Here is a 13,573-nt window from a genome sequence, read left to right as displayed (position 1 = left end):
TGCGAGCAATCGCCCTTGTTTGATAGACTCGAGGCATCTCTGGACGAGGAACCTCATGGCCAAGCAGCACATTGATCCCACGATGACGGACACCACTTCCCGGTCGTCCGAGAATGAGGACCCGGCAGGCACCGCCAGCCAGCCTGATGCCCAGCCGGCCTCATCAGCGAGTGCGCACGCTGACAGCCGCGCGCGCAGAGACGCCGCGCGTGTCTCCAGCCGCCTGATCACCAGCGACGCGAGCAGTGACCTGCTGCAGGGCAGCGAGGCAACCGGCTTCGACGCCCGCCATTTCCTCAAGCATGTCAGCGACGCGCCCGGCATCTATCGCATGCTGGATAGCGCCGGTGACGTGCTGTACGTGGGCAAGGCCAAGCGTCTCAAGGCGCGCCTCTCCAGCTATTTCCGCAATACCGGCCTGAATGCCAAGACCCAGGCGCTGGTCGGACGCATTGCCGATGTACAGGTCACCATCACGCGCAGCGAGACCGAGGCCCTGCTGCTGGAGCAGACCCTGATCAAAGAGCTGCGCCCGCCCTACAACATCCTGCTGCGTGACGACAAATCCTACCCTTACGTCTTCATCAGCCAGCATCACGACTATCCGGCGCTGGAGTTCAAGCGCGTGCGCCACAAGCGCAATGACGGACGCTACTTCGGCCCCTACCCGAGCAGCGTCGCGGTGCGCGAGTCCCTGACGCTGATGCAGAAGATCTTCCGCCTGCGCAATTGCGAGGATTCGGTGTTCGCCCACCGCGAGCGCCCGTGCCTGCAATATCAGATCAACCGCTGCACCGCGCCGTGTGTCGACTACATCAGCAAGCAGGATTATCGCCGCGACATGGAACATGCGGTGATGTGCCTGAACGGCCAGAGCGACAAGGTCACCGACGAGCTCAGCCAGGCGATGGAAGACGCGGCCATGCGGCTGGAATTCGAGGAAGCGGCTCGCCTGCGTGATCAGGTCGCCCAGCTGCGCCGCATGCAGGAGAAGCAATACGTCGACACCGGCACCGGCAACGCCGACATCCTGGCGCTGGCCGAGCGCCCCGGCGGACTCTGCATCAGTGTGGTCTCGGTCCGCCAGGGTCGCATGCTCGGCGCGCGCCACTTCTCGCCGGGCAATGGCCTGGACCTGACCAGCAGCGAGCTGCTGACCAGCTTCGTCAGTCAGTACTATCTCGGCCAGGACAGGGAGATGCCCGATGAGGTGCTGACCTCGCTGGCCCTCGAGGACGCCAACCTGCTGGAAGGCGCCTTGAGCGAGAAGGCCGAACGCCGGGTACGGGTCGCGCATCAGGTGCGTGGCCATCGCGCCCAGTGGCTGACACTGGCGCAGACCAACGCCGAGCAACATCTGGCCACCCAGCTGGCCAGCCGCCAGCAGCTGTCCAACCGCTTCCTGTCGCTGCGCGATGCGCTGGGACTCGATGAAGTGCCCAAGCGACTGGAATGTTTCGACATCTCCCACAGTCATGGCGAGGCGACCGTGGCCAGCTGCGTGGTCTTCGATCATGACGGCCCGATCAAGTCGGATTACCGGCGCTTCAATATCGAAGGCGTGACGGCCGGCGATGACTACGCCGCCATGCAGCAGGCGCTGACGCGGCGCTTCAAGCGCCTGCAGGAAGGCGAAGGCAAGCGCCCGGACATCCTGCTGGTCGATGGCGGCAAGGGGCAGCTCAACATGGCGCGCGGGGTGTTCGAGTCACTCGGCGTGACCGACATCATCCTGCTCGGGGTGGCCAAGGGCACCACACGCAAGGCAGGGCTCGAGACGCTGTTCATCGAGACGGTGCACGACACCCTCGACCTCGACAGCCACTCACCGGCGCTGCACTTGATCCAGCATGTGCGCGATGAATCGCACCGCTTCGCCATCGCCGGTCACCGCGCCAAACGCGACAAGGCGCGGCGTACCTCAAGTCTGGAGGGAATCGCGGGAGTCGGCCCCAAGCGGCGCCGCGAGCTGCTCAAGTTCTTCGGCGGTCTGCAGGGGGTGAAACAGGCCTCCAAACCGGAACTGGCCCGCGTGCCCGGCATCAGCGAATCGCTCGCCGAGCTGATCCACCAGGCGCTGCATGGCTGATGAATCAGACGCTGCATGGCTGCCTCCCGTGCACGACATGGTGGCCTCTGGCACCATCGACTCAACGCTCAAGGAAGAGTGACAGAGCGTTGGCTTGAATAACCTGCCGTTTGGCATGGCTGAATGCGCCGCCGGCAGGCTAGAATAGACGACTTGTGCGGCGTCAATCGAACGGCTTTCTTCAGGGGCTCGACTCGCCCTCGATTGCGCCCAGCCACCTACGCTTCATGCAAGGACTCGTGCCGTCACGATGAGCATCCCCAATATCCTGACTCTGATCCGCATCCTGTTCATTCCGCTGCTGGTGGTATGTTTCTATCTGCCTTATGCATGGAGCCTGCCGCTGACGGCGCTGCTCTTCGCACTGGCCGCCATCACCGACTGGTTCGATGGCTATCTGGCCCGCCTGTGGAATCAGACCACGCCTTTCGGCGCCTTCCTGGACCCCGTCGCCGACAAGCTGATGGTCGCGGTGGCACTGGGCCTGCTGATAGAACGCTACGACAGCCTGTGGATGACCATCCCGAGCCTGGTCATCATCGGTCGCGAGATCGTCATCTCGGCACTGCGTGAGTGGATGGCCGAGATCGGCAAGCGCGGCAGTGTCGCGGTGTCCTGGGTCGGCAAACTAAAGACGGCTGCCCAGATGCTCGCCCTGTTCATGCTGCTGTTCTTCGCCCCGGGCAGTGTCGGAGGGGACGCCGGCCTCGCCCTGCTGTATATCTCGGCTGCGCTGACGCTGTGGTCGATGATCAGCTACCTGCGCGCCGCCTGGCCGGAACTGGTACGCTCGGTCTGACACCCCGTTCAGCCACGAGATGCTGCGAATGCCTCAGCGCCCACCGCCCCTATGGCCGGTGGGCGTTTTCGTTTCCAGCGACCTGACTCGCGAGACAATTTTTCATTAACTGTTTGACAGCATGGGAATTATCCGTATAATTCGACCTCGAGTTCAGCGGGAATAGCTCAGTGGTAGAGCACAACCTTGCCAAGGTTGGGGTCGCGAGTTCGAATCTCGTTTCCCGCTCCAGTAACACAGGTAGCGCAACATCCACCTGATTTACTGACTCATGTATCTGCAGCAGCATCAGTGGATACTCCTCGGATCAGGCATCAGTTTCGACTGATATCTCGATCATTGAGGCTGGATGGCAGAGTGGTCATGCAGCGGACTGCAACTCCGTGTACGCCGGTTCGATTCCGACTCCAGCCTCCATTTCAGATACCGAAACATCCCCTGTTTCTCTCTGGAATGGCTATGACACCCACCCCCTTCGGGTCGTCACACTTCCCTTGCTTGTTTCGATTTGCATTGCTGCAACCCTGGCGCTTTTTTCGCCTGACTATCACCTGGTCTACGTCTTGCCAAGTCGTTGCCTTGCCACGTGATATCTCTGTTTTCATCCGTCCAGTGATTCTGACAGCCGCCCTGATCCCATGAATGATTCCCCCTGTGCGCCTTCGCGCTCGGTGCTGACCCTCTGTTTTCCTGCCCTTCTCCACCGCGCACCTTTTCGCGTCGCTTGCCGTGATCATGCCGGGTAAAAATCGCTCTGCTCTCCTGTTTCAATGTCACCGCTCACGATGACCATTCAGCGTCGCAATTTCATTGCATAACAGTCAGTTAAATCACGTATTAAGCAAGGTGTCATTACCATTAAAGTTGACCTTGATCTGAAATATGATAAGTTATGCGCCAGTCTGCGCGGCCATGGTGGAATCGGTAGACACCGGAGACTTAAAATCTCCTGCCTTCGGGCGTGCCGGTTCGAGTCCGGCTGGCCGTACCAGATCAAGCAAGAGTCATACTGAATTCAAGAGCGCCGCTCCTCTCACGAGGGGCGGCGCTTTTTCATGCCTGATACTTTTCGAGTCTGATGCTTTTGGTGCCTGAGCACTGCTCCGCTCGTCATGCCTCGCGGCCAGATGCCGAAGGAGATAGCCGTTGCTGGCAGCTCCTCGACACGAACAGTGCCGACAATCGCTCGGCCAGACGCCAGCAAGCGGCTTACATGCGACTACACTGAAGAGGTAGCGACGCCAGCGCTGGTTTCCAGCACGGCTCGCCCAGCCAACATGCATCAGTGCAGGAGCCAAACATGCTGACACTGCTCAAGAGTCCCGCCGATCACGTTGTCGCCCTGCATCTCGCGGGGCATATCGATCAGGCTTCGCTCGCCCCCATCATCAAGGAATGCGACGAACGCCTGGCGCGCCATGAGCGAATCTCGCTGCTGGTGGAAATCGAACGCTTTGGCCTGATCACGCCCGCCGCCCTGCTCAATGATATCGGCTATGCCCTGCGCCACTTGGGAGACTTCGAGCGCGAAGCCATCATCAGCAAGGCCGACTGGTTGCGCCATGTCACTGAGTTCAGCAAGCATCTGGTGCGCTCCATCGAGGTGCGCCACTTCTCGCCCGACGAGCGCGAGGCTGCCTATGCCTGGGTCGCCGAGCCACCGCGTGGTGGCTCTGGCATCGGTGCTGGTGCCAATAAAACCCCTACCGGTCATGATGCCCAGACCCCGGCGGCGAAACGCCATCAGGCCTGAAGCCCCCGCCATCGAGTGAGCCTCCAAAACACCCTGCCACCGCCTCATGGCAGGGTGCGCGTCAGCACCAATCCCGCCATCAGCAGCGCTCCCATCGAAACTGCCCAGAGCGTCATCGCGCGCTCCACTTCCGCTCGCTCTGCACAGCGCAGCAGCTGGAAGATCGTGACCAGGGGCAGCATGTAGCGCGTCTCGATCAGCTCACGCGTGCAGACCATCAAGGCAAGCATCACCAACAGCAGGCCACCATGCCCCAGCCGTAGCGGCGCCCTCAGCCACCAGAGTGCCATGCTGGTGGTCAGCAACATGGTGACCCACAGCCCCACCGGGTGGTCATTGAGCCATAACAGCCAGGTATTGCGGATCGTCCAGCGCTGGAAATTGTAGTCATGCGTCACCTCAAAGCTCATCACCAGCATGACCCACACGCCCGCCAGCGCCATCAGCAGCAGAATGCCCCGCCATGGCCAGGCACCCTGGGTGCACAGACGCCACAGCAGATGCCACTGCCTCGGCAAGTCGGCCAGCCACAACGGCAGAAACACCACGCCGATCACGCCCAGGTAATAGCCGAGATTGCCGGTGTGCCAACCGGCCTGATGACGGCCGGTATCGCCCATGGCAATGCCGTCGTTCCAGAGAACAAACCCGATGAAGGCGGCCACCGGAATCACGGCCACCCACCACCAGCGCACGATCAGGCCCCACCAGACAGAAAGCTGACGCAACGGCGAGCGCAGCGGTGGCGCCATGCCGACAGCCTGAGAGTGAGCCCCAGACTGCGCATGCGCCATGAACAGCAATAGACCGCCCCACAGCCCGAGCAGCACGATGCTGTCCTGCCGCAAGCCGAGCCCGACCAGGATCAAGGCCAGCAACGCCAGGCGCCGCTCATGCACCAGCGCGACGAGCTGCAGCGCGACCAGGGCGATGATCCACGGGTCGGTATACACCAGCGCCAGATAGGGAAAGATGATCGGCAGCCATAGCCACTGCCAGCTCTGACGATTCGCTTGTTGCCGGGCGCCGCTCTCATCGAGCATGGGGTCCAGGCGCCGATAGACGCTCGGCAGCGCCCGCCAGACCATGCATGCCATGGCACTGAAGCCCAGCAACGACAGACCTCGCACCCAGTCAACCGAGGGCATCTCAGGCCAGCGTCCGGCCATGGCGTCGGCTGCGAGAGGAAGATTGAGCCACTCCCCCAACGTCTGGAGCGTCATCAACGTCACCGCCATGGTGGCGTGATATAGCGTCAGGGTGGTCAGCTTGGGATGCTGACCCCAGTCGCCGGCGAGAAACTGGCGAACCTGCGCGAAATGCACTCCCTCATCGACGAAAGGGATCGGCAGGAAAAGACTCACCAGCCACAGGGAGGCGCTCAGGCACGCTCCCAGTACGAGCAACACAAGCCCCACCTTCAAGGGCCAGCGATGTCTGGCGCGCACGCATCCCAAGCGCTGATCGAGCGACGACATATCCTTGTCTCCTTGTCAGACCTCCCCGAGAAACCCGTTCACGGCTCTCTCCAAAGGGAAATCCCGTGTCACCAGTATCGGCAGGCCGGCGCGGATTTTTCCAGTCAGGCCATGCACTTTGCCCCTCCAAGGCTCGCGGCAGTACAATGCGCTCAGTCTGCTTCGCTGATACGCCTGTAAAAGGCGTGCCGAAGACCTGCCTGTTCATGCTTCGCGACTGCGAAGCGTACCGATCAAAGCGACAAGTCGAGGGATCGCTGAGCCCATGCGTGCCAGTCAACTGCTGATTTCCACTCTCAAGGAAACCCCGTCCGACGCCGAAGTCGTCAGCCACCAGCTGATGCTGCGGGCCGGTTTCATCCGTCGCCTGACCTCCGGCCTCTACACCTGGATGCCACTGGGCCTGCGCACACTGCGCAAGGTCGAGCGCATCGTGCGTGAAGAGATGGACCGCTCCGGTGCCCAGGAACTGCTGATGCCAGCCGTGCAGCCAGCCGAGCTGTGGCAGGAGTCCGGTCGCTGGGAGCAGTACGGCCCCGAGCTGCTGCGCGTGGTTGACCGTCACCAGCGCGACTACTGTGTCGGCCCGACCCACGAGGAAGTCATCACCGACCTCGCGCGTCGTGAGCTGAACAGCTACAAGCAGCTGCCGGCCAACTTCTACCAGGTCCAGACCAAATTCCGCGACGAGATTCGTCCGCGCTTCGGTGTGATGCGCTCACGCGAGTTCGTGATGAAGGATGGTTACTCCTTCCACCTGGGCGAAGAATCCCTGAAAGAGACCTATCAGGTGATGTATGACACCTACGTGCGCATCTTCACGCGCCTGGGTCTCGACTTCCGTCCCGTCATCGCCGACAACGGCTCCATCGGTGGGACCGGCTCCCACGAATTCCACGTGCTGGCCGCCTCCGGTGAAGACGCCATCGCCTTCTCCACCGGCTCCGATTTCGCCGCCAACATCGAGAAGTGTGAAGCGCTGCCGGCTCCGCTGGGCGAGACGCCTGAGCGCGCGGCACCGACCCAGGAGATGCAGCTGGTCGACACGCCGAACGCCAGGACCATCGCCGCGCTGGTCGAGCAGCATGGCCTGGACATCAAGAAGACCGTCAAGACGCTGATCGTCAAGGCGGCCGAAGGCGTCGAAGGTGGTCTGATCGCGCTGATGGTACGTGGCGACCACGAGCTGAACGAGATCAAGGCCGAGCACCTGCCACAGGTCGCCGAGCCGCTGACCATGGCCAGCGATGAGGAAGTGCGCGCCGCCGTCGGTGCCGGTTTCGGTTCCCTCGGCCCGGTCGGCCTCGAGATGCCGATCATCATCGATCGCAGCGTCGCGCTGATGAGCGATTTCGGTGCCGGTGCCAATATCGAAGGCAAGCACCACTTCGGCCTCAACTGGGAGCGTGATCTGCCGCTGCCGGAAATCGCCGATATCCGCAACGTCGTCGCCGGTGATCCGTCACCGGACGGCCAGGGCGTGATCGATATCGCACGCGGTATCGAGGTGGGTCACATCTTCCAGCTCGGCACCAAGTACTCAGAGGCCATGAACGCCACCGTGCTCGACGAGAACGGCAAGGCACAGCCGCTGTCCATGGGCTGCTACGGCATCGGCGTGACCCGCGTGGTCGCCGCTGCCATCGAGCAGGGCAACGACAAGGGCGGCATCGTGCTGCCGGAAGCCATCGCGCCCTTCCAGGTCGCCATCGTGCCGATGAACGCCCACAAGTCCGTGCGTGTCAGCGAGACTGCCGAGCGCGTCTATCAGGAGCTGACGGCTGCCGGTTACGACGTGCTGCTGGATGATCGTGATCTGCGCCCGGGCAACAAGTTCGCCGACGGCGAGCTGCTGGGCATTCCGCATCGTCTGGTGATCGGTGATCGCGGTCTCGACAATGGCGAGTACGAGTACAAGGGTCGCACCGATGACGAAGCGACCATGATCGCCGTCGACAGCCTGCTGGACTTCCTGGCCGAGCGCAGCGCGAGCTGAACTCGAGCCGCCTGAGCCACTCGCTCGCGGCTGACGCTAGCGCAGTACCCGGGACAGCCCGCTCCTCTTCTCGAGGGGCGGGCTGTCTCGTTATGTGCCTTCCTTGAACATCCCATTACCGTCAACGCCGCGGTAACGGCATAATGGCGCCATGATTGATACGCAGGGACTGCGCATGACCATCTCATCGATTTCCCCTTCAGCGCCGCCCGTGACAGGCGCTGCAGGCGACACCTTACATCGCCGCCTGCGCCCATGGCTGGCCGCTGTCCTGCTGACGCTGAGCGCCGCGTCTACCGGCCTGACAAGCCCCCCTGTGCAGGCCGCCGCTGCGATCCCCGAGCATGGGTTGTCGCCGGGGCTGCGTGACAGCCTGCGCGAGGCCTTGGCCGAGCCCGAGGCCTTCGAGGACCCCATCGATGCTCTGCACTGGGTATTGAGCATGCAGCAGCGGCTGGAGCGCTACATGCCCGACCGCGCCGCGCGCATCGACCTGTTGCGCAAGGTGCGCCGCGAAGCGACGCGCACAGGCCTGGCACCGGAGCTGATCCTGTCCGTCATCCAGGTCGAGAGCGCCTTCAAACCCACCGCGGTCTCCCACGCCGGGGCGCGCGGCCTGATGCAGGTCATGCCCTTCTGGAAGCGTGAGATCGGCGAGCCCGGCGACAATCTGCTCGATCAGGACACCAGCCTGCGTTACGGCGCGACCATTCTTGCCCACTACCTCAAGCGCGAGAAAGGTGACATCACCGATGCGCTGGCGCGCTACAACGGCAGCCTCGGCAAGACCTGGTACCCGGAGCGAGTGATGCGAGCCTGGACAACCCGCTGGTGGTATCAGCCGCCGGCGCCCTTCGTTGCCGAGCACTCGCCCGAAGGCCTGGTCGACACCGCTGACGAAGATACGTCACGACGCGCCGAGTCCAGCAGCACTGAGCCGAGCCAGGCCGGATCACGCCACGGTCTCGAGCAAGATGGTGGTGCTGAGCAAGGTGGTGGTGCTGAGCAAGGTGAGGGTATCGAGCAACATACCGGCGCTGCCCAAGGCCAGGACCCGCTCGCCGCCGAGAGCACCTTCGACGGCCCTGCCAACCGCTCGCTGGCCGCCGGCGGCAGTCCATGACAGGCTCTGACACGCCCGACAGCGCCTGACATGACCTACTGGCATGACAGCAGCTGTTGACGAGAAAGGCAGCAGACACGAAAAAGCCTCGCCCGGAATACCGGACGAGGCTTCTTGCTTACCGCTTGCGATCAATCCCGTTGATCGTCAGACCAGGGTCGGGCCTGCCGCGATGATCGCCTCATCCACGCCGGCGAACTTCTTGAAGTTCTCGACGAACTTGGCTGACAGGTCACGTGCCTTGCTATCGTAGGCGGCGCGGTCTTCCCAGGTCTCACGCGGGTCGAGCAGGCTGGAGTCGACGCCCGGCACGCGCACCGGCACATCCAGGTTGAGCACGTCGATGTGACGCGTCTCGATGTCCGCCAGAGCACCGTTCTGGATCGCGCTGATGATGCCGCGCGTGGTCGGGATGGAGAAGCGTGAGCCGCCCTCACCGTAGGAGCCACCGGTCCAGCCGGTATTGACCAGGTAGACGCGTGAACCGAAGGCCTCGATGCGCTTGATCAACAGGTCAGCGTATTCACGTGCCGGGCGCGGGAAGAACGGCGCGCCGAAGCAGGTGGAAAAGGTCGCTTCCAGACCAGCGGTGGAGCCCATCTCGGTGGAGCCGACCTTGGCGGTGTAGCCGGACAGGAAGTGGTAGGCAGCGGCCTGCTTGCTGAGCACGGACACCGGCGGCAGCACGCCGGACATGTCGCAGGTCAGGAAGACGATGGCATTCGGCTCGCCGGCACGGTTTTCCGGCACACGCTTCTCGATGTGCTCCAGCGGGTAGGCGGCACGCGAGTTCTGGCTCAGACGGTCATCACCGTAATCCGCGCCACGACGGTCATCCAGCACCACGTTTTCCAGCACGGCACCGAACTTGATCGCGCTCCAGATCACCGGCTCGTTCTTCTCGGAGAGGTCGATGCACTTGGCGTAGCAGCCGCCTTCGATGTTGAAGACGGTGCCTTCGCCCCAGCCATGCTCGTCATCACCGATCAGATGACGCGCCGGGTCGGCGGACAGGGTGGTCTTGCCGGTGCCGGACAGGCCGAAGAACAGCGTGGTCTCGCCGTCGTCACCGACGTTGGCGGAGCAGTGCATCGGCAGCACGTCCTTTTCCGGCAGCAGGAAGTTCTGCACCGAGAACATGGCCTTCTTCATCTCACCGGCGTAACGCATGCCGGCCAGCAGGACGCGGCGACGCGCGAAGTTGATCAGCACGACGCCGTCGGAGTTGGTGCCATCACGCTCAGGCTCGCAGGTGAAGTGCGGCGCGTTGAGGATGGTCCATTCACTCTTGTCCTTGGCATTGAAGCTGTCCGGACGCACGAACATGGTACGCGCGAACAGGTTGTGCCAGGCCGTCTCGGTGGTCACGCGGATCGGCAGGTAGTGCTCGAGGTCAGCCCCGACATGCAGCTCGGAGACGAAGCTGTCGCGCTCGCCGAGGTAGTCCTCGACGCGCTCCCACAGGGCGTCGAAACGCTCCGGGCTGAACGGGCGATTGACGCTGCCCCAGTCGATGGCGTCCGAAGTGGACGGCTCGTCGACGATGAAGCGGTCGTTCGGGGAGCGTCCGCTACGGGCTCCCGTCTCCACGACCAGCGCGCCGTTGTCGGCCAGACGTCCTTCGCCGCGAGCCACTGCCAGCTCGATCAGCTCTGCGCTGCTGAGATTGGTGTGAGTGGTCACCGCACTGTCTTGATGCTTGCTCATTCGCGTCTCCGCGGCTCAGGGCCGCCCTCTCTCTTGATGGCTGAAGCCAGATGCCCGAGGTACATGCCACAGGCTTATTTTGTGATCGATCGTTGCTGCCCGATCGCGCATGACGGCATGCCATGACACCGTCGATACCACCAGCACAGGGCATCCGGCCCTGTGCTGGCAAGGCATTATGGCAAAAAGGGTGTCGGGCGGAAACGCCCATTGTTGCAACACCTTGGCGCAGGCGCCGCCGCCTGACGGACGACGATATGTCAGACAATCATCGTACCTGGGGCCAGTCGCCGGCGCGTTGGGAAAAGCTCAATGCACGACGGGACTTTCGGCGTCAGGATCTTCGATGATCGCTTCCACTTCCGCGGCACTGAAGGAATAGCGGGTATGACAGAAGTGACACTGGGTGGCCAGTTCGCCCTGCTCGGCGACGATCTGACGCAGCTCGTCGGCGGCGATACTGTGCAGGGCAGCGCCCAGACGCTCGCGCGAACAGGTGCAGCCGAAACGCAGCGCCTTGGGCTCATAGATGCGCACGGTTTCTTCGTGATAGAGACGATGCAGCACTTCCTGCTGGTCCAGCGCCAGCAGCTCCTCGGCCTTGAGGGTCTCGGCCAGGTGCACGACGCGCTCCCAGGCATCCGGGTCCTTGTTGGCCTCATCGTTGGGCAGCTGCTGCAGCATCACGCCGCCAGTGCGCTTGCCATCGGCCATCAGCCACAGGCGGGTCGGCAGCTGCTCTGACTGGCTGAAGTAACTCTCCAGACAGCCGGCGAGGCTGTCCTGATCGATGGCCACGATGCCCTGATAGCGCTTGCCTTCACGTGGGTCGAGGGTGATCACGATCTGCCCCTGGCCGACCAGCTCCTGCAGACTGGACTCTTCCGTCGGCAACACCGCTTCATCGCCGAGACGAGCGATGGCGCGCAGCTCACCGCCGGGGTTCGACTCGGCCATCAGCTGGCGCACGATACCGGTGCCGCGCACTTCCAGCGTCATGGTGCCATCGAGCTTGATGGTCTCGGTCAGCAGAGCCACGGCCGCCAGCATCTCGCCCAGCTGGCGCGAGATGGCCTGTGGGTAGGAGTGACGATCGAGCACCTCGGCGTAGGCCTTGTCGAGTGTGACGATCTCGCCACGCACGTTGGTGGCATCGAACAGGAAGCGCTGGATCTGATCGAAGCTCGGCGCGGCCGCATCGTCAGTGGAATGGGAATCTTGCATGTCGTGTTCGCTCATTGAGGGACCTCAAGGCAGGCGTGAAGGGAGAGCGCACAAGCGCCCCCATGTCAGGCCGCCAACAACGATGTGCTGACACACATCGGTATGGAAATTCTGCCGGTCGGTGCCAAGGCACCCGGCGGTGACTCGCGCTGGCTCAGCTATCGGCATCCTGACGCTGGAAGCGATGGATGTTGCGGCGCTGTTTCTTGTCAGGACGGCCGGGAGGCGGCGTCATGCCCTGATTGCCGAGGCGACGCGTCTCGGCCTCACGCTCACGGCGCTCGCGGGACTCCTGCGTCTCCTGATAGAGCTTCTGGGCCTCGGGCGCGCCACGGCGCTGGTCGCTGAGGGCCAGCACCTCGACGACAAGGCGATCCCAGCCCTGCGGCACCTCGATCACGGCGCCGATCTCGACGGTCTTGGAGGTTTTCACCTTGCCGCCGTTGTACTGGATCTTGCCGCCCTCGATGGCCTTCTTGGCCATGCCACGCGTCTTGAAGAAGCGCGCTGCCCACAACCACTTGTCGATACGTACCTGATCGCTCATGACGCCCCCTTGCCCTCCCCGTCGCTCGAGACTCCGGCATTGTCCACCTCGGGCCCCGCGCCTTGTGTCAGCACTGCAAAGCCGTCCAGGCCGTGCACACGTTCGAAATCACGCGCAGGGCGCTTCGAATCCGGCTGACGCACGCCCAGCAGATGGGCAATGCCATAGGTGTGGGCACTTTCCAGCACCTGCGGATTGTCATCGATGAACAGGGTACGCGCCGGATCGAAGGGCTCGATCTCGTTGAGCTTGTGCCAGAAGGCCTGCTCTTCCTTGGCGTGGCCCAGATCCGCGGACGACACCACGGCGTCGAAGTAGTCGCCCATGCCGGTCAGCGCGAACTTGAGATCGATGCCATGACGGTCGGCGTTGGTCGCCAGCACCACGCGTTGCGGCTGATCGCGCAGCCAGGCGAGGAAGTCCTCGGCCTCATGGCGATAGCCGATCAGGTGCTGCACTTCACGCTTCAGGGCGACGACGTCGAGCTCGAGCTCACGGCTCCAGTAATCGAGGCTGTACCAGTTGAGCGTGCCGGACTCGCTGATGATGCGCGCCTTGAGATCGGCCTGCAGCGCCTCATCGAGTCGGTGCAGCTCGCAATAGCGCCTGGGCAGATGTTCGAGCCAGAAGTGGCTGTCGAAGTGAAGGTCAAGCAGAGTGCCGTCCATGTCCAACAGCACGGTGTCGATAGTGTTCCAGTCAAGCATCGGGTTCTGTCAGCCAGAGGGAAATTTGGCCACATAGTGTAAAGCATGGCCCACGGGCGCGCATGTGCAACAAGGGGGGATGGCGGCTTGTGATTGCCCCGCTCGCGGCGGCCTGCCACGATGAGCGACAGTATTCTCTCTTCTCATACT

General features: G+C 62.9%; 10 protein-coding genes and 3 tRNA genes. 8 read left to right on the top strand and 5 right to left on the bottom strand.

Going from position 1 to position 13,573, the window contains the following annotated elements; genetic code table 11:
• Positions 1 to 55: 55 nt before the first annotated feature.
• The 6 genes from uvrC to MKZ40_RS02415 all read left to right on the top strand — a co-directional run bounded on the left by uvrC (position 56) and on the right by MKZ40_RS02415 (position 4,641).
• A complete protein-coding gene (gene uvrC, locus MKZ40_RS02440; RefSeq protein WP_282627769.1) occupies positions 56 to 2,089 on the top strand; it encodes an excinuclease ABC subunit UvrC in 2,034 nt (677 codons plus the stop codon).
• Positions 2,090 to 2,339: 250 nt separating this feature from the next.
• Positions 2,340 to 2,888 carry a CDP-diacylglycerol--glycerol-3-phosphate 3-phosphatidyltransferase gene (gene pgsA, locus MKZ40_RS02435; protein WP_043331361.1) on the top strand — a complete coding sequence of 183 codons (549 nt, stop codon included), beginning with the start codon at positions 2,340 to 2,342 and terminating at the stop codon, positions 2,886 to 2,888.
• A gap of 156 nt (positions 2,889 to 3,044) precedes the next feature.
• A tRNA-Gly gene (locus MKZ40_RS02430) sits at positions 3,045 to 3,119 on the top strand.
• A gap of 112 nt (positions 3,120 to 3,231) precedes the next feature.
• Positions 3,232 to 3,305, top strand: a tRNA-Cys gene (locus MKZ40_RS02425).
• Between the two features lie 489 nt (positions 3,306 to 3,794).
• A tRNA-Leu gene (locus tag MKZ40_RS02420) sits at positions 3,795 to 3,879 on the top strand.
• Positions 3,880 to 4,188: 309 nt separating this feature from the next.
• Positions 4,189 to 4,641 carry an STAS/SEC14 domain-containing protein gene (locus MKZ40_RS02415; RefSeq protein ID WP_175088560.1) on the top strand — a complete coding sequence of 151 codons (453 nt, stop codon included), beginning with the start codon at positions 4,189 to 4,191 and terminating at the stop codon, positions 4,639 to 4,641.
• A gap of 44 nt (positions 4,642 to 4,685) precedes the next feature.
• Here MKZ40_RS02415 and MKZ40_RS02410 read toward each other — a convergent pair whose 3' ends face one another.
• Complete coding sequence (locus MKZ40_RS02410; RefSeq protein WP_175088559.1) at positions 4,686 to 6,119, bottom strand: hypothetical protein; 1,434 nt, start codon at positions 6,117 to 6,119, stop codon at positions 4,686 to 4,688.
• Positions 6,120 to 6,384: 265 nt separating this feature from the next.
• Here MKZ40_RS02410 and MKZ40_RS02405 point away from each other — a divergent pair, with 265 nt between their 5' ends.
• Entirely contained in the window at positions 6,385 to 8,115 is a 1,731-nt protein-coding gene (locus MKZ40_RS02405; protein ID WP_175088558.1) for a proline--tRNA ligase, read from the top strand.
• Between the two features lie 175 nt (positions 8,116 to 8,290).
• Positions 8,291 to 9,238: a lytic transglycosylase domain-containing protein gene (locus MKZ40_RS17195; RefSeq protein ID WP_175088557.1), complete on the top strand. Its 948-nt coding sequence runs from the start codon at positions 8,291 to 8,293 to the stop codon at positions 9,236 to 9,238.
• 147 nt (positions 9,239 to 9,385) lie between these two features.
• Here MKZ40_RS17195 and MKZ40_RS02395 read toward each other — a convergent pair whose 3' ends face one another.
• From MKZ40_RS02395 to yrfG, 4 genes are all read right to left on the bottom strand, one after another.
• A complete protein-coding gene (locus MKZ40_RS02395; protein ID WP_175088556.1) occupies positions 9,386 to 10,945 on the bottom strand; it encodes a phosphoenolpyruvate carboxykinase in 1,560 nt (519 codons plus the stop codon).
• A gap of 309 nt (positions 10,946 to 11,254) precedes the next feature.
• Positions 11,255 to 12,169 carry an Hsp33 family molecular chaperone HslO gene (gene hslO / locus MKZ40_RS02390; protein WP_175088555.1) on the bottom strand — a complete coding sequence of 305 codons (915 nt, stop codon included), beginning with the start codon at positions 12,167 to 12,169 and terminating at the stop codon, positions 11,255 to 11,257.
• Between the two features lie 154 nt (positions 12,170 to 12,323).
• The gene (locus MKZ40_RS02385) at positions 12,324 to 12,716 is read right to left on the bottom strand and encodes a S4 domain-containing protein (protein ID WP_175088554.1); all 393 of its coding nucleotides are present in this window, start codon (positions 12,714 to 12,716) and stop codon (positions 12,324 to 12,326) included.
• Positions 12,713 to 13,423, bottom strand: coding sequence for a GMP/IMP nucleotidase (gene yrfG, locus MKZ40_RS02380; RefSeq protein WP_175088553.1), 711 nt, complete (start codon positions 13,421 to 13,423; stop codon positions 12,713 to 12,715). Before yrfG ends, MKZ40_RS02385 begins: the two co-directional genes overlap by 4 nt.
• Between the last annotated feature and the right edge of the window lie 150 nt (positions 13,424 to 13,573).

This window comes from Cobetia sp. BMC6 (genome assembly GCF_029991385.1).
Classification (GTDB): domain Bacteria; phylum Pseudomonadota; class Gammaproteobacteria; order Pseudomonadales; family Halomonadaceae; genus Cobetia.
This window is presented reverse-complemented; position numbering and strand designations above follow the sequence as displayed.